Source organism: Segatella copri, from assembly GCF_051861805.1.
Classification (GTDB): Bacteria; Bacteroidota; Bacteroidia; order Bacteroidales; family Bacteroidaceae; genus Prevotella; species Prevotella copri_M.
On record NZ_CP146520.1, the window covers coordinates 3,094,765 to 3,111,837 of the forward strand.

The 17,073-nt window shown below is 47.6% G+C and carries 14 protein-coding genes; 6 read left to right on the top strand and 8 right to left on the bottom strand.

The genetic code is table 11. The features are described from left to right. Positions 1 to 337 precede the first annotated feature (337 nt). From V8Z93_RS12245 to V8Z93_RS12260, 4 genes are all read right to left on the bottom strand, one after another. Positions 338 to 976 (bottom strand): hypothetical protein, encoded by a 639-nt coding sequence (locus tag V8Z93_RS12245; RefSeq protein ID WP_439431663.1) that lies wholly within the window; start codon positions 974 to 976, stop codon positions 338 to 340. A 298-nt stretch (positions 977 to 1,274) separates the two neighbouring features. After that, positions 1,275 to 2,669 (bottom strand): hypothetical protein, encoded by a 1,395-nt coding sequence (locus V8Z93_RS12250; RefSeq protein ID WP_439431664.1) that lies wholly within the window; start codon positions 2,667 to 2,669, stop codon positions 1,275 to 1,277. Between the two features lie 17 nt (positions 2,670 to 2,686). Further along, positions 2,687 to 5,488 (bottom strand): TonB-dependent receptor domain-containing protein, encoded by a 2,802-nt coding sequence (locus V8Z93_RS12255; protein WP_439431665.1) that lies wholly within the window; start codon positions 5,486 to 5,488, stop codon positions 2,687 to 2,689. Positions 5,489 to 5,540: 52 nt separating this feature from the next. Beyond that, the gene (locus V8Z93_RS12260; RefSeq protein ID WP_439431666.1) at positions 5,541 to 6,614 is read right to left on the bottom strand and encodes a metallophosphoesterase; all 1,074 of its coding nucleotides are present in this window, start codon (positions 6,612 to 6,614) and stop codon (positions 5,541 to 5,543) included. Between the two features lie 333 nt (positions 6,615 to 6,947). Between V8Z93_RS12260 and V8Z93_RS12265 the strand changes: the two genes are divergently transcribed. Beyond that, entirely contained in the window at positions 6,948 to 7,523 is a 576-nt protein-coding gene (locus V8Z93_RS12265; protein ID WP_439431667.1) for a hypothetical protein, read from the top strand. A gap of 171 nt (positions 7,524 to 7,694) precedes the next feature. On the opposite strand, the gene V8Z93_RS12270 is transcribed toward V8Z93_RS12265, so the two are convergent. Both V8Z93_RS12270 and V8Z93_RS12275 read right to left on the bottom strand, forming a co-directional pair. Then, positions 7,695 to 9,485 carry a 1-deoxy-D-xylulose-5-phosphate synthase gene (locus tag V8Z93_RS12270; RefSeq protein WP_439431668.1) on the bottom strand — a complete coding sequence of 597 codons (1,791 nt, stop codon included), beginning with the start codon at positions 9,483 to 9,485 and terminating at the stop codon, positions 7,695 to 7,697. A 185-nt stretch (positions 9,486 to 9,670) separates the two neighbouring features. After that, complete coding sequence (locus V8Z93_RS12275) at positions 9,671 to 10,039, bottom strand: winged helix-turn-helix transcriptional regulator (RefSeq protein ID WP_134844293.1); 369 nt, start codon at positions 10,037 to 10,039, stop codon at positions 9,671 to 9,673. A gap of 343 nt (positions 10,040 to 10,382) precedes the next feature. Between V8Z93_RS12275 and V8Z93_RS12280 the strand changes: the two genes are divergently transcribed. After that, positions 10,383 to 10,832: a cupin domain-containing protein gene (locus tag V8Z93_RS12280; protein ID WP_439431669.1), complete on the top strand. Its 450-nt coding sequence runs from the start codon at positions 10,383 to 10,385 to the stop codon at positions 10,830 to 10,832. Between the two features lie 150 nt (positions 10,833 to 10,982). Further along, positions 10,983 to 12,779, top strand: a complete 1,797-nt coding sequence (locus V8Z93_RS12285; protein WP_439431670.1) for an AAA family ATPase — start codon at positions 10,983 to 10,985, stop codon at positions 12,777 to 12,779. A gap of 64 nt (positions 12,780 to 12,843) precedes the next feature. Here the strand turns inward: V8Z93_RS12285 and V8Z93_RS12290 are convergent, their stop codons facing one another. Next, positions 12,844 to 13,212 carry an MmcQ/YjbR family DNA-binding protein gene (locus V8Z93_RS12290; protein ID WP_439431671.1) on the bottom strand — a complete coding sequence of 123 codons (369 nt, stop codon included), beginning with the start codon at positions 13,210 to 13,212 and terminating at the stop codon, positions 12,844 to 12,846. Positions 13,213 to 13,219: 7 nt separating this feature from the next. Continuing rightward, positions 13,220 to 13,456, bottom strand: coding sequence for a hypothetical protein (locus V8Z93_RS12295; RefSeq protein ID WP_439431672.1), 237 nt, complete (start codon positions 13,454 to 13,456; stop codon positions 13,220 to 13,222). A gap of 229 nt (positions 13,457 to 13,685) precedes the next feature. On the opposite strand from V8Z93_RS12295, the gene V8Z93_RS12300 reads away from it, so the two are divergent. From V8Z93_RS12300 to cydB, 3 genes are all read left to right on the top strand, one after another. After that, complete coding sequence (locus V8Z93_RS12300) at positions 13,686 to 13,898, top strand: DUF4492 domain-containing protein (RefSeq protein ID WP_040552976.1); 213 nt, start codon at positions 13,686 to 13,688, stop codon at positions 13,896 to 13,898. Positions 13,899 to 14,003: 105 nt separating this feature from the next. Further along, positions 14,004 to 15,539 carry a cytochrome ubiquinol oxidase subunit I gene (locus V8Z93_RS12305; protein ID WP_439432856.1) on the top strand — a complete coding sequence of 512 codons (1,536 nt, stop codon included), beginning with the start codon at positions 14,004 to 14,006 and terminating at the stop codon, positions 15,537 to 15,539. 86 nt (positions 15,540 to 15,625) lie between these two features. Further along, positions 15,626 to 16,762 carry a cytochrome d ubiquinol oxidase subunit II gene (gene cydB / locus V8Z93_RS12310; protein WP_439431673.1) on the top strand — a complete coding sequence of 379 codons (1,137 nt, stop codon included), beginning with the start codon at positions 15,626 to 15,628 and terminating at the stop codon, positions 16,760 to 16,762. Positions 16,763 to 17,073 lie beyond the last annotated feature (311 nt).

Sequence of the window (17,073 nt, forward strand, 5' to 3'; positions counted from 1 at the left end):
CTTGCATATATAATAGCACAGGATGTACCCTATCCAAACGAATGGAAAGGGCACACCTATGCCTGTGTACATACACATAAAGCGAAGGCGCCTACCGCTGTCTTCATCTGAATGCCTCTTTTGAAATTTCCTAGGTTTCGAAAGATCAGAAGAAAACGTAGTACACGTCTTTCTTAATTATGATAGGCCAAGCCATGGATTTTTACCTAGCCAGCGACTCATCGCCAGCCATCCACGGCAAGACGAATGCAAAAGTACGAAAAAGAATTGGGATTTGCAAGAAAATCGGAAAGTTTCTTGCAAATCCCAATAAAATAGTATAAAAACACATTTTAATTTATTCTTTTCTCTTCACCCAAACCTTGTGGCTGCCACTGCCCATCGAACCTATCGGCGAAGTTTGGTCGGCGGTGATTTCCTTCAGCTCCAGGGAGGCGGCGGTGCGGCTCAGGTTGTTGATGTAGGCATAATCAGAGAGAGTGATGAAACCATTGGCTTCTATCATCTCCAGGGCACGAGCGATGCGCTCTTCCCTGGAATAGAGCTGCTTGCGAATCACCTTTACGCCACCCATGTCTCGCTCCAGGTCGCGATCGGTTTCATGCTTCACACTCTTGAGTAATTCAGGAGATGCCTTGAAGTTGATGTCCTTCACGCCCACCTTGCGATACGCCATCTTATCCTCTTCGCCCTGCATTTCCGTAGGCTTATCGTCCTCGAAACCGAGGGAGAGCGAGAAGGTGCCGAGGCCTTCCAGATTCACATTGTAGCCCATGGAGAGCATTTCTACCAGCATATCAGCCACATCCATCAATACTGCCTCCGTGGTACTTTCCGAAATACCACGATGGTAGCCCTGCATCTTCTTGACGAACTCTTTTCTGGATAGTGTCCGATTGGTCACCATCTTGGGATAAACTCTGCGCTTGCCTTCATTACGCATATCAGTTAACTCTTGCAACTTGTACTTTGCCATAACGATTCCTTTCTTATTAATATTGTTATCACTCCATATTGAGATAGCCATTACAGTCAAGAGTAATGATGATTGCTCCTCATCATAATAGTTCTCAAACCTAGAGATAAAAGTATTTATCCCTAGATGAAAGTTCCGTTCAACGACGTTGAACCGACATTCAGCGACGTTGAATGCAGGTTCAGCGACGTTGAACGCACATTCAACGTCGCTGAACGAAACTTTCTACTAGGCAAAAGTACATTTTTTCCTAATAACAACCAAAACTTTTCCCAAGATTAACACAAAATTAATCATTTTACAGCCACGCTCCGAATCTTGCGCTTGGCAATGGGGCGGCGAAGTAATAGTTTTGGTCGTTATTCTTATCCAGGAAATTCACCTTCTTCATGCCGAAGAATGGCAGGCCCTCTGGGAAGAGGCGGGCGAAATCGGTTACACCTCCTGAGAGGGCAGGACTGCCTGCCTGATAATCGAAATTCCAGCTCTTGTCGAATGCCAATGGAGCACCTTGAGCTACATTATCTATCTCGCAATTGATATTCATCTTCTCGCTCTGCTTGAAACTCTTGAAGAGTGGGTTGAGCTGACCTGCCACGCTGCTCTTGATATCGGTATCAAACCAGATGCCGAGCTCTGCACTCTTCGCCATCTGCGCTACGCCTGTCTCTGTAGATGCAAAGTAGTAATTTGGTGTAAGACGACTGTGCTCCATATCAGCACCATCCTTCTTTGGCTGCTTCAGTCCGAAACGGGAATCGTAGATGAGGTTGTTCACGAAGACTGGCTTCGCTGCCTTCTCTACCCAGACAGAACCACCCTTTTTGTTTTTGGAACGGCGCCAGCCGCAGTTGATGATGGTGTTGTTATAGACGGTCATCTCAGAGAGAGGGATTACCTCGCTATTTCCGGCATTCGAAAGCTTGAAGGCGTTGGTGCAGGCGTTGTAGATGATGTTGTTGGCTACATCGAGCTTGCAACCTGCCTTCACGTTGATAGCCTCACCACCATCGGCTGCATTTCCGCTATCGGCAAAAATATTATTGATAATCACGCCGTTGCCACCGGTGAAGTAAGTCTGGTCGTTGTAGTTGTCATGGAAGAAACTGTTTGCCATCACAAACTTGCCGTTTACATTACAGAAGTGGAAGGCTGGCACTCCGCCATCGATGGTGGTCTTGAAAAGCTTGTTCTGGAAAGAAGCAGAACTCTCGGTAGGAGTAGCACCGGCATAGGCCACATCCACGTGGTTGAGCACCACCTCCTCAGAATTATATCCACAGATGATGCCGCCCCAATCGGCAGGCTTTCTGGTATCAGAAGTAATGGTAACTGGCTTCTCGGCGGTTCCCATACAATAAAGATTGCCCAATACTACGATTTCTACCGGCACCTGAACCTCAGACTTGCAGGTAACGGTTACGCCCGGCTCTATGTAGAGCGATGCTCCTACAGGAATCTCAACGCTCTGGCTCAGGGTAGTATCCTTGGTCCAAACCACAGAACCTGCTGGATATTCTGCCACCTTCGTTGTGATGACATCCTTAGAACCCTGGTTCTCATTACCATCACTTCCATTACCGCCATTATTCACGTAATCGTATGGATTGAAATTATCATTCTCGCAAGATGTGGAGAACATTGCAGCTGCTGCCATCATGAGCAAAGCAGCAAAAGTATTTATCTTTTTCATTTTTACAGTTTCTTGTTTTATAATTTGTATCTTACTCCCAGCAGGAAGGTTCTGCCATACTGATAAGTGCCCACGATGGTCTTATCGCTCTTCTGACCCTCATACTCCAGGTTGCTCTTGTTCACGGTCTTCAAGTATCTCTCGCGCTTGGCATCGAGCAGATTGTTTGCCTTGAAGAAGATGGAGATGCCGTTCTTGAATTGCTTCTCGGCACTCAGATCGAGACCGAACATCGCCTTGTCCCACTGGTCGGCATCCTTGAAGGGAGAAACCAGGGCGAGCTTGGTGCCCGTGAAGGAAGAGGCCAACTGTGCATTCCAGCCATGCTCCGTATCCTTATATAATAAGGAGATGTTGGCGGTATGAGGAGCCTGGTTAACCAGCGGACGGGTCTGGGTTACACCCGATTTATACTCGGCACTACCCTCCTTGTACTCACGCTTCGAGGTGGTGATTTCAGAATGGGTGTAAGTATAATTCGCCTTCACTCCGAAGTGGCGGATGTACTTGATTACATCAATTTCGAAGCCCATGTTCCTGGCATTACCCAGGTTGTCAGGCATGTAGTAAGCATCGGTTCCGGCACCAATCTTGCCATCCGATGTTACGAACACCTGCTCTATAGGGTCTTTCAGATACTTATAGAATACGCCGGCAAGAATCTGCTCGGTCTTGCTTGGGAACCACTCCCAGCGCAGGTCGATATTGTCGATGCGGGCACGCTTCAGGTTTGGATTTCCCTTCTCCTGATACTCCTCGCCCATAATCTGATAAGGCACAATCTCATAGAAGCCCGGACGGTTGATGGAGCGATAGTAAGAGAGACGCACGTTCATCTTCCTGGTTGGCGTCCACTTGATGGATGCCGATGGCAGATAATCCCAGTAGCTCTGCTCTCCCACCTGTCCCATGTTGCGGAAGTGCTGGAGCATGGTGTAAATCTGGTTGGTGTGCTCGGCACGGAAACCGGCATTCAGTTCGCCCACCTCGCTCTTCATGGTTACCATGGCGTAGGCTCCGCCGATGTGCTCCTTGGAATCGTAGTTGAGCTGAGAAGCCTGAGAATAAGGAGTCTTGCAAACCCAATCAATGTTGGCATACTGGTCTATTCCGTTGCCATCCAATCGCTGCGAGATGTCGGCAGGATTGAAGATGTAAGAATAATATCTGTTGCTGCGTTCCTTTCTGCGATACTGTGCTCCCGCTTTCCAGAGAGCCTCCACATCGTTGGCGAAACGGGTATCGTAAGAAAGGTTGATGTAACCCGCCCAGTCAGTATCCTTGTTGTGCTGGAATCGGCGCTCGGCACTTTTAGGCAGGGTCTTTGTGATGTTCTTGTCGCCTTCCCAGATGGAACCCGAAACGGCATCGCCGCCATTCTCGGCAGTTCTGCTGATGGAGTTGGTCAGGGTAACGTAAGTTCTGTCCGGATCTTCCTCCTTTGCCTGCGAGAATACGCCCGACCAATCGAGGGTAAAATCCTTGGTTAGATGATGCGTACCCTTCAGATTGGTGGCGAAAATGCTCTGGGTGGTTGAGAGAGAGCGCACCTCATCATCCTGGGTGTAGCTGTCGGCTCCGATGTATTCGGTATTGACGCTGTTATTGTATCTGATGCCCTTGGAATTGGTGCGCACATACATGTTGTACCATTCCAGCTTATGGCGAGGCAGGGTTAAGTCGAACTTGGCATGAGCACCCGCAGTAAGGTCGTGGATGCTGTAGTAGCGATGCTGCAGATTGGAAATGTACATGGCCTGCTCGCCCGAAGCCATCTTTACGGAATTGTAGGTGCGCTCGGTGCCACGGAAAACATTCTGCACGCTTCCGGCAAGCATCACGCCCAGGCGGTCGTTCCAGAAGCGGTTGCCGATGCTCAGACCTCCTATGAAGTTAGGAGCTGGAAGAGAATGGCTCTTCAACTGAACAGGACCGTTTTTGAAATCGCTCATCTGCGCCTTGTAGTCTTTTCCGAAAGCCTCGTAAGGAGATTTCTTTGTATAATCAGAGCGGTTGCTGGTAAGATAATCTCTGCCATCATTCCAGAAATAATCACTTGCTCCGATGGCTGCATTCGCCTGAATCTGGAAGCGGGATGGGGCATCCTTCATCACCATATCCACCACGCCGCCGGCAGCATCGCCTTCCATATCAGCAGTAAGAGACTTGGAAACCACGAGGCGGTCCATCAGATCTGAAGGGAAGATATTCAATGGGATGTAACGGTTTTTATCATCCGGACTAGGAATCTTCACGCCGTTTACCAGGGTGTAGTTGTAGCGCTTGTCCATGCCTCGGAGGATGGCGTAGGAAGCCTCGCCCGATGCATCACGCTCCATGGTGACACCTGATACTCGCTGCAGAACGCTCGCCACGTTGACGTCAGGCGAAAGCTGGATGCTCTGCTGACTCATCACGTTGAGCACGTTGCCTGCATTCTTCACGGTTTCTATGGCGCTGCGGTCGCTGCGGTATTCACGATGACCGGTAACCACCACTTCGCCCAACTGCTTCAGGTCTTCATCCATCGGAATATCCACCTTATTTTTCTTAGCCACATCTATAACCATCTCCTTGGTTTTGTAAGACATGTAGGAAACGATGATGGTAAACTTGCCTTTATCTGGCAGTTCATGCAGGGTGAAAGTACCATCAAGTCCGGTGGTGGTACTCACGTTGGGTAGCTCCTTTACTCGGATTACGGTTCCGATGAGGGGTTCTCCCGTTTTGTTATCCTTAACAATACCATCCAGCGTGTGGGCGTGGATGGCGGAAGTTGCAGCGGCAAGAAGCGCCGCACTCAGCAAAATTCTTTTCATCTATATCGCTATTGAAATCTTCATTCGTTTCTTTTCGCAAAAAAGCTCCTTTTTACTTTTTTGCCTTTGAAATCGTGTGGATGATTTTTCCATCCTTGTCAATCATCGACATTCTGAGCTGCTTCTTATCTGCAGTAAAAACAGAGAAACCATCGGCTGGACTGCAGAACACGGTGCCATCGATAGGCTTCACAGGACGGGCCAGAGATGAAGAGGAATTGACTACGTAGTCGATGTTATCGCCCTTCTTCTGGATGTGCTGGAAGTTGTGGATGTGACCGCAGGCATAAATCGCCACATTATTATATTTATGGAGGATAGGAAGGAGACGCTTCTGCATGTCGAGGCGCTCACTCTCCTTCTTCGTGGTGTAGGCGTAGATAGGATGATGGCCTACCACGATGACCCAGTCTTCCTTGGCATTCTTCAGGGTTTCATCGAGCCAGGAGAGCTGAGCCTCTGCATCCTGCTTGCAGGCATCAGGATAGATTTCTGAATTCTTGCGGTAAGAATCGATGAGAGGTGTGGTGTCGAGGAAGATGACACGCACGGTGGTTCCCTTGTGGTCGAACACCTTGGTGTAATATTTGGCTGGCATCATCCAGCGGCGGCTCACCTTGTCGTAGTCCATAAAAGCCTGAGTATTTCCACGATACTCATGGTTGCCGCAAACCGGGAACCAGTTGAGCATCAGGTCGGGATGAGAATAAACATATTCGTAATTGGTAAGCCACAGAGGGTCCTGGGTAGAAGCCACGCCATTGAAATGGTGGATGTCGCCCACGGCAAGTACACATTCCGGATCTACCGTACCCGCCATCTCGCCCATCAGTTCGGCGATAGGCTTCTGGTCGTAGTAGCCGTTGCGGCCCATGTCATTGGTCATGTAGAGGGTGATTTCGCCCTTCAGTTTCTGCCATTCGGCAGCATTCGCCTTCCAGTTAGGATTCTGCGGAATGGTGGTTGCTGCACTCTGAGAGCAGGTGGTTAATGCTGTGTTTTGAGCCTGAGCAGTCAAGCCTCCGCCCAACAATAAAGCCGAAGCCAAAACTACAGTAGCTACTCTACCTTTCATCATAGCAAAGCCATTCATGCTGCTATGCTTACCCGATACTTTCTTTTCCATTTTTCTTTATTTGACTATAATACCTTTTATTAAAAATTGATGATACCTTTCCCCTTTCGGGGTGGTACCTGTTAAATTTCGGGTGCAAAGGTAGGGGTATTATGTGTCAAAGAGGTTACAAGGATTTGAATTAGCAGATAAAAGATACTACAATCTTATTACGGGAGTTTCCCCCGATGCTTTTAGGGAAAATCATACGCTGGTTTATGGTTTTCCCCTTGCTATTTTCAGCTATTCTCCCTATCTTTGCACCATCAAAAAGTTGATAGCGGCACCAAGTAGCCTCTTCAATTAAAATAAATAGAGTAATAACCCTTTAAAGAGAAGATAGTTATGAAAAGAATGATTATGACATTGGTAGCAGTATGGATGATGATAACATCTATGAATGCTCAGAGACTGACAGATATTCAGGCAGAAGCCCGTTTTATCACAGATAAGATGGTGGTGGAACTGGGATTGAGCAGCGCCCAGCGTAACAATCTCCTGAACATCAACTTCACCTACCTGGACGGCATCCGCAGCTATCGCGACATTGATGCCTACGGCTGGCATTACCGCAACAAGCAGCTCAAGCGCATGATGACCGCCAGACAATGGAAGAAATTCAAGAACTCATACTATTTCTATCGCCCTATCGGCTGGCAGAATCATGTGTATGTTCACCATATTTACACCAAGTATCCAAAGCATAACTGGGGACACGACAAGCGCCGCCCTCGCCCTGAGTGCAGCTACGGAAGACCGGGATGGCCAGGCGGAACCCATGTAACCTATGGACCAGGAAAGCCAGGCAAGCATCACAAGCATCACAAGCATCACAAGCACGACAAAAAGTGGAAGCACGACAAGAAGAAGTGGAAGCACGATAGAGATTGGGATGATGATGACGACGATGACGATGATTGAGATAATGACTGGAATGATGACTAAGATTAAGATGAGATTAAGACAAACTTTCGATGATAAAACAGAAGAAATCCAAGCTAGAGATCATTCTCCGGCTTGGATTTCTCGTTAAATAAAAACTAACTATGCCGACTAACTAATAACTAATCATTAATAATTAATCATTAATCACTAATCATTAATCACTAACAAGATGTCTTCCACAATCTGCTCATCGAGCAGGCGATTATCCGAAAGCAACTGCTGCACATCATATCTATCGTAGAGACCCTTTCTGATGCCGCCCACCATCACCTTCATTTCTGAAGTACCATAGTAAGAGGCGATGCGCTCGCCGAAGCCGCCATCCTTCGAGCCATCCTCCAGGGTTACCACCAACTGATGGTTTGCCTTCAGGCTATCCAGCACTTCGGCATCCACCTCATTCAGATAACGGGGATTGATGAGCGTAGCATCGATGCCCTTATCAGCCAACAGGCGGACTACATTCTCGCCCTTCTGATAGAACGAACCGGCGGCAATAACTGCCACCTTCTCGCCCTGGTGCATCACCTTGTACTTTGCCTCGTAGCCATACTCAGCATCAACGGCTTCTGACGTATGAACCACGCCATTGCTTGGCACGCGGATGGCGACAGGTTTCTTATCCTGCAGAATGCTCCAGCGGAGCATGGCGAAATACTCCTCGCAGGTGGTTGGAGCCAGATAGATGAGCCCCGGAATGCTGCAGAGCATCGGAATGTCGAAAAGGCAGATGTGGGTGATGTCGTTCATCGAGTTCACTCCGCCTCCTACCACGTTGATTACGGCTGGGTTGGAATTGATGCAGAGGTCTTGCGCTATCTGGTCGTAGGTACGCTGGATAAAGGTGCTGTAAACCGTCCATACCGGATGCAATCCGCCCTTCGCCATTCCCGAAATCATGGCTACCGCCTGCTCTTCGGCTATTCCCATATCGATGTGCTGGTTGCCAGCCAGTTGGCGCTTATCGGCAGTAAATCCGCCTGCGACAGGAGTACCTGCGGTTACGGCGATGAGCGTCTTATCCTGCTTCATCTCGCTGAGCATCCAGTCGGAGAATAATGTGCCGTAATCTTCCGTCGGAGTCACCTCCGGGAAGGTTCCATCGGCATTCTTTCTTGGTCGGCTGCCATCTTCCAGATTGAAAGGCATTCCCCAATGCCAAGCCTCCTTGTTGGCTACGGCTGGCGCAAATCCATGACCTTTCTCTGTGTGAATGTGAACCACGGTAGGCTTATCCGTATCCTTCACGCTCTCGAAAACCTGGATGAGTTTTTCGATGTCGTTACCCTCTTCCAGGTACTTGTATTCAAAGCCCCATGCCTTGAACCAGTTGTGCTCGCAGGTGCCGTTGCTCTGGCGCAAGGCACGCAAGTTCTTGTAGATTCCGCCATGATTTTCGGCGATAGACATTTCGTTGTCGTTCACCACGATGATGATGCCCGTGCCGAGTTCCGAAGCCTCATCCAGTCCCTCGAAAGCCTCGCCGCCCGAAAGGGATCCGTCGCCGATAATGGCGATGATGTTCTCATCGGTTCCCTTGACATCGCGCGCCTTCTGCAAACCGGTGGCAAGACTCACGGAAGTGGAAGTATGCCCCACCTCGAAATTGTCATACTCCGGACATTCGGCAGGAGAAGAATAGCCCGAAATGGCATTCATGTCATCCACATCGCCGAGGAATCCCGCAGCTCGTCCGGTGAGCACCTTATGCGGATAACATTGGTGGCTTACGTCAAACACGAGCTTATCCTTTGGCGCATCAAAAACGTAGTGAAGCGCCACGGTTGCCTCCACGAATCCCAGGTTCGGTCCCACATGACCGCCATGCTTGCTTACACGATTCAGCACAGCCTGTCTGGTTTCATCAGCCACCACCTGCAGCTCCTTCAAATCCAGCTTCTTCAAGTCGGCTGGCGACTTTATCTTCTCAATATACATATTTTTTATACTTATAGTTATAATTCTATTATGATTACGAATTCCGGGTGCAAAGATACGATGATTCCCGAAAACACGCATTACCCAAACTACAGAAAAAATGAATAATTTTCCGGAAAACTCATCTTGGAATATTTTTCAGAAATATCATCTTGGAATATTTTTCGGAAATCTCATCTTGGAATTCAACCTACAGCCTTATCCCTATCCTTCAGAATCACAGCCATGTTATCCAGCGCCCATTCTATCAGATGATCCATAATCGGAATAAGGGTTTCAGCACGGGGTGTGAGAGAATACTCCACTCTTGGCGGCACTTCGGCATAAGCCTTGCGGGTAACGTAGCCATCAGCCTCCAACGATTTTAACGTGCTGGTAAGCATTTTCTGCGAAATATCCGGAATCAGCTTACGCAGGGCATTAAACCGGAGAGGACCATCCTGATGATTTTTCAGGGTGTAGATTACCAGTAGCGACCACTTGTCGCAAACGCGCGCCAGAACGTTACGGATGGGACAGTCCTGCACTACCATTTCTTTTATCATTCTTGCCATAATCAATCTTCTTTATATTCTACATATTCTACTATAATATTCTGCGATAATCTATAATATACTGCAATAGGCTACAAAAGTAACTAATATCCGAAAAGATACCAAACATACCAAGTTAATCTAAGTTAACGCTTTATTTTTCTTTCTCCCATTCCCACGCAATAGTTACTTCCCGGTAACCATCTTACCCCCAAGTGCCCTCTTGCAGGAACCAGTTTTTCGCAGTATCTTTGCAGCGCAATTCAGAAATGAAAGCAGATGTATTCACAAATTCACAAAAAGAAATAACATAAAGTGAAATAAAGAAAAAAAGAAATATAAACATTTAAAAATAACAGACAAGATGAAAGAAACAAAGATTATTGCTAAGGCTGCAAACTTTACAGCCACAGATTTTGGTAAGATGAGTGAAATCAAGGATTACACCTTAGAGCTGGGTCCTGAGATTAAGATTCCCGGAAAGGTATTCGGAGGTCAGAGCGTGAACGCTACTGGTGGCGAGTTCTCATTCCAGAGCTTTGCTCCTGGCACAGAGTCTGGATTCCTCCATACTCACAAGAACCACGAGGAATTGTATTTCTTCCTGAGTGGCAAGGGCGAGTTCCAGGTGGATGGCGAGGTATTTCCTGTTCAGGAGGGAAGCGTAGTAAGAGTAGCACCAGCCGGCAAGCGCTCTGTTCGCAACAATGGTACCGAGCCTCTGCTGATGCTCTGCGTGCAGTATAAGGCCGAAACCTTTACAGCCGAAGATGCAACCGACGGCGTGATTCTCAACGATAAGGTGGAGTGGTAATCGAACTTCAGGGAATCTCCATACTTTTTTTAATGAATTTCCTTCAAATGCCTCTACTTTTTCATCCCCCAGCCCATTTTTTCCTTCCAAATCGCTTGCATTTCAAAAACTTTTCGTAACTTTGCCACAAAGAATAAAAATGCAAAGACTATGGTAGAAAGAATTTATCCTGTGGGAATACAGACATTCAGCGACATCATCAAGAGAGGATGCGTGTATGTGGATAAAACTGACTTGATATACAAGTTGACCAAGAAGTACAAGTATGTATTTCTCAGTCGTCCCCGTCGGTTCGGAAAATCCTTGCTGAGCACAACCCTCCATTCCTATTTCGCTGGCGAGAAAGACCTGTTCAAGGGGCTTGCCATCGAAGGTTTGGAAAAGGACTGGACAGAATACCCTGTCCTGCACTTCGACATGTCCACATTCAAGTATTGCGACATCAAATATTTTGATGAGAAATTTGACATACAACTTGAAGATTACGAGAAGAAGTACGGAATAGAGCGCAGCAAAAAAACCCCTGGAAACAGATTGACGACGCTGATCAAGACCATCAAAGAGAAGACTGGTAAAGACCTCGTCATCATCATAGATGAATACGACGCTCCTCTGCTCGATGTTCTTCACGACAAAGAGAAATTAGAGCAAGTAAGAACCATCATGCAGGAATTCTACACTCCTATCAAGGAATGTGACAAGTATTGGAGATTCGCCTTCATCACGGGAATCACCAAGTTCTCGCAGCTCAGCATCTTCAGCGCCATCAACAATCTGACCAACATCTCCATGGACCCAGAGTTTGCTGCCATCTGCGGCATTACCAAGGAGGAACTCACCACCACCCTGAGCCAGGACATCGAACTGATGGCGAAGCACAATGGGGTGAGCAAGGAAGAGATGGCACGGTTGCTCCAGGAGAATTACGACGGCTATCATTTCACAAGAAACAGCCCCGACATCTTCAATCCGTTCAGTCTGATGCGAGCCTTGGCGTCGGGCGAGATAGAGGACTACTGGTTTGCATCGGGCACTTCTACCTATCTCATCAATCAGATGCAGAGATTCAAGACTGACGTGACGGAGCTGGATAATGTCTTCGCCTTCTCGTCTTCGTTCGACCGTCCTACGGAGAAGATGACGGATGCCCTGCCATTGCTCTATCAGAGCGGTTACCTTACCATCAAGGACTACGACCCTCTCACCAAAGGCTACTTTCTCGGCATTCCAAACAAGGAAGTAAGAGCCGGCTTGATGGAAAACCTGTTGCCGCTCTACACGAATTTGAGCGACGGAACTTCGCTGGGCTTTGCGGCAAGATTCTATCAGGCATTGGTGTATGGAAACATCGACAAGGCGATGACGCTGATGAAATCCTACTTCGCTTCCATTCCTTATCCAGAAGGCGGGAAAGATGTATTGGCTGACATGCAGAAAAACGAGTATTATTATGAAACCGTATTCTACATCATGCTTTCGATGATGAACATAGCCGTTCTCACGCAGGTGAAGAGTTGCAGGGGCAGGGCCGATGCCGTGATGTTCTCGCCCCACACCATCTTCGTCTTCGAGATAAAGATCAACAAGCCTGCCAAGGAAGCCCTCGCCCAGATAGACGAAAAAGGCTACATGGTTCCTTTCGAGGCTGATGAAAGAAAGCTCGTAAAGATTGGCATCAGCTTCAGCACAGAGACAAGGACTATTGAGGATTGGGAATACAGGATTCTGGATAAAACTTCAACAAAACCAACACTTAAGAAAGCATATTCTGTCGAAGAAAAAAGAAAAGAACACGGAAACGCCTATCTTCCTTGGGAAAAAGAAGCAGATGATATTCTTATAAAATTTTATAATGAAGGAAAAAAGATAAAGGAAATAGCAGAAATCATGGAGCGTTCGAGAGGAGCGATTTACTCTAGACTTAAAAAGCTAGGAATTATAAATTAATAAGAAGACTCTGAATCAGCATTTCTTATGGCTAATTCAGAGCCTTCTTCTTTTTACTTTCTCCCTATTCCTTCACATCCAGCATTTCCGGATGCTCCATCCGCTCCTGTTTCTTGAGCTTCTTCACCACTTCGGAATAGCTGTGGCGAATCAGGGCCTGGATGAAATCATCTTCCAGCGTGCCATAAAGGTTTACCTGATTCCAGTATTTCTTATTCCAATGCCATGCGCCTTCTATTTCGGGATGCACTTCCCGGAGTTCGAGGGCGTAATCGGCATTACATTTCATCGTAACCCACTCGGGGCGCTCCAGGTCAACACAGGCAAAGATCTTGCCCAAGATGCGAAACACCAAGGTCTGCTCATCAAAAGGAAAAGCCTCGGTTACGAGGGGAAGCGAGAGACAATACTCTCTAACAGATTCTATATTCATTATTTCTTCACATTAAATTAATTCTACATTTCTTCTCATTATATTTTAATTCTACTTGCTGATGTGTCAACATATCTAGACACAACACCAAGGTTACTTTGTCATCAGACGAAGCAACAGCATCCATCACCTGATGGCGCAAAGCATCAAGCTGATGAGCAGAAGAAGTACTAACAGCTACCGGTTCTTCAACCTTATCACCTGAATCTTCTTCAAATGGGTTAATATAAGGTTTTACATCCATAATCTTAATCGTTTAATTTCTAGATGCAAAGATACATTTTTCTCTTTAAAGTACAAAGATTATTAGAACTTTTTATTGTAATTGCCTCATTTATTCCAAAAGCGCCAAAATAGCCCCATTACATACTAACCAAAAACATATTTTTCCTTTTTTGTATCTTTTTCAATAAAATATTTGGTAGTTACAAATATTTATTGTAGATTTGCAGCAGAATTTAAAAAAGAAGCCAATGAAACAAGGACTGCTTTCACGGATATTCCATCTCTATTATGATGGTTTCAGGACGATGACCCTGGGCAAGACGCTCTGGACCATCATCCTCATCAAACTTGCCATCATCTTCCTGGTGCTCAAGCTCTTCTTCTTTCCTGATTTTATCAATACAAATGCAAAGAATGGAGACAAGGCTGGATTCGTATCCAAGGAGATTCTCAACAGATAAAACTCTGGATTTCAATCCCATATTATCGGATATTATCGAAAGAAATAAATAATAAATAAATACAAAAACATTATATAATAACAATTTTAAAACCATTAAGCTATGATGACAAATCTTTTGTTAGACATTACATCAGCCACCATCGACTGGTCGAGGGCGCAATTCGCACTCACGGCCATCTACCATTGGCTGTTCGTCCCGCTCACCCTGGGACTGGCAGTAATCATGGGCATCGCCGAAACATGTTACTACCGCACCAACAAGCCGTTCTGGAAGCACGTAACCCGTTTCTGGCAAAAACTCTTTGGCGTGAACTTCGCCATGGGCGTTGCCACAGGAATCATCCTGGAATTTGAATTCGGCACCAACTGGAGCAACTACTCCTGGTTTGTGGGCGACGTATTCGGCGCTCCCCTAGCCATCGAAGGCATCCTGGCATTCTTCATGGAGAGCACCTTCGTGGCGGTGATGTTCTTCGGCTGGGATAAGGTGAGCCGAGGTTTCCACCTTGCCTCCACCTGGCTCACGGGACTTGGCGCCACCATTTCAGCCTGGTGGATTCTCGTAGCCAACGCCTGGATGCAATATCCTGTGGGACAGGAATTTAATCCCGACACCATGCGCTTCGAGATGACCTCGTTCCTGGATGTAGCACTCTCGCCATTCGCCATCAACAAGTTTACCCACACCGTCACCTCCTCGTGGATCATCGGAGCCACCTTCGTGGTAGCCGTAAGCTGCTGGTATCTCCTGAAAAAGAGAGAAACCCAACTGGCGAAGGCGAGCATCAAGATGGGTGCCGGCGTAGGACTCATCGCCACCCTGCTGGCTGCGATGACCGGCGACAACTCCGCCTATCAGGTGGCACAGGTGCAGCCGATGAAACTGGCTGCGATGGAAGCATTATATAATGGTAGCAAGGGCGAGAGCCTCACGGCGATAGCAGCCGTTCACCCCTTCCAGCAGCCCGATTACGAAAGCGTACAGGAGCCAGCCATGCGCATCGCCATCCCCAACATGCTCTCGTTCTTAGCCACCCGCACAGCCGATGGCTACGTGCCTGGCGTGAACGATATTCTCAAAGGTTATACTAAAGAGGATGGCACCCGGGAACCATCTGTAGAGGAAAAGATAGCCCGGGGAAAGAAGGCGATAGTTGCCCTGAAAACCTATCGCGAAACCAAGGCGAAAGACCAGCTCCCTATCCTCAGGGAGAACATGAAATACTTCGGATATGGTTACATCAAGGACGCCAAGGAACTGGTGCCGAGCATCCCTATCTGCTTCTACGCCTTCCGCCTGATGGTGGGAGTAGGCTGCCTGCTCATCCTCTTCTTCGCCCTCAGCCTATTCTTGGTCTATAAGAAGGAAATCGCCCAATACCGATGGTTCCTCATTTCCGCCATCATCATGATTCCGCTGGCTTACATCGCCTCAGAATCGGGCTGGATAGTAGCAGAAATTGGTCGCCAGCCTTGGACCATCCAAGACCTGCTGCCAGTAAGCGCCGCCATCTCCGACATCGAGGCAGGCAGCGTGGCCACCACCTTCTTCATCTTCCTGGCACTCTTCACCACCATGCTCTCCGTGGAAATCAGCATCCTGGTGAAGCAGATTAAGAAAGGACCGGAATACGAATAATCTCTCTGATAATCAATATTTTTCAGAAAGATTTCGAAAAGAATCATAGGATAGTTTTTCAGTAAACAACAAAACCCGAAAGTATTATGACATACGAATTTTTGCAATCATACTGGTGGTTCCTCGTATCATTATTAGGAGCCCTGCTGGTGTTTCTCATGTTTGTACAGGGAGCCAACACCTTGATTTTCTGTTTGGGAAAAACGGAAGAAGAGCGTCGCCTCATCATCAACTCCACGGGCAGAAAGTGGGAGTTCACCTTCACCACGCTCGTCACCTTCGGCGGAGCCTTCTTCGCCTCGTTTCCATTGTTCTACAGCACCAGTTTCGGCGGAGCCTACTGGCTGTGGATGATTATCCTGTTCTCGTTTGTGATTCAAGCCGTGAGCTATGAATTCCAGAACAAGATAGGTAATTTTCTTGGACCGAAGACCTTTCAGATCTGCCTCATCATCAACGGCATCGTAGGTCCTCTGCTCCTTGGCGGCGCCGTAGCCACCTTCTTCAACGGCAGCAATTTTCTGATAGACAAGGGCAATATTACCAACAGTCTGCAACCCGTTATCAGCCGCTGGGCAAACGCCAGTCATGGTCTTGATGCCCTGCTCGACCCATGGAACGTGGTGCTGGGACTTGCCGTACTGATGCTAGCCCGCATCCTGGGCATGCTCTACATCAAGAACAACATCGAGCACCAGCAGATTCAGGAGCGCTGCACCCGCCAGTTGCCATGGAATGCCCTGATTTTCCTATTGTTCTTCCTGCCATTCCTCATCAGATTAATGATAAAGGACGGCTTCAGCACTTCTTCTTCCAGCATTACGATAGAGAGCATGAAGTATCTTCACAATCTCCTAGAGATGCCAATCCTGCTTGTAATATTATTAATAGGTGTAGTACTCGTTCTCTTCGGCATTTACAAGTCATCGAGAAGCGTGCAGTATAGAAAGGGAATCTGGTTTACGGGCATCGGAACCGTGCTCACCGTGCTGGTTCTGCTGCTGATAGCCGGCTGGAACAACACCGCCTACTATCCGTCGAACATCGACCTTCAGAGTTCGCTCACCCTCGCCAACAGCTGCAGCAGCGAGTTCACACTCCGCACCATGGCGATAGTTTCCCTTCTCATCCCGTTCGTGCTCGCCTACATCGTCTTCGCCTGGCGTGCCATCGACCGCAAACGCATCACGCAGGAAGAAATAGAGCAGGGAGAAGCGTATTAAAAAGGCAGGAAAAGCCTATTGAAAAGGCAGGAAAAGCCTATTAAATATGCGCCACACGCCCTGAAAGGGCAGAAGCTCCTAGCCCAGGGCATCGCCCTGGGTAAACATGCAAGCAACAACGTCGCCCTGTAAGGGCAAAAGCTTTATCATCGCCGCATTTTAAAGCTTTTGCCCTTACAGGGCGCATTGCTAAAATCTTGCTAAAACCCAGGGTGTTGCCCTGGGCTAGGAGCTTCTGCCCTTTCAGGGCGTGTGGAGAAGGCGTCCCATCAAACAAAAATCTGTAACCAATCTTTTGCTCATCCAAAGAA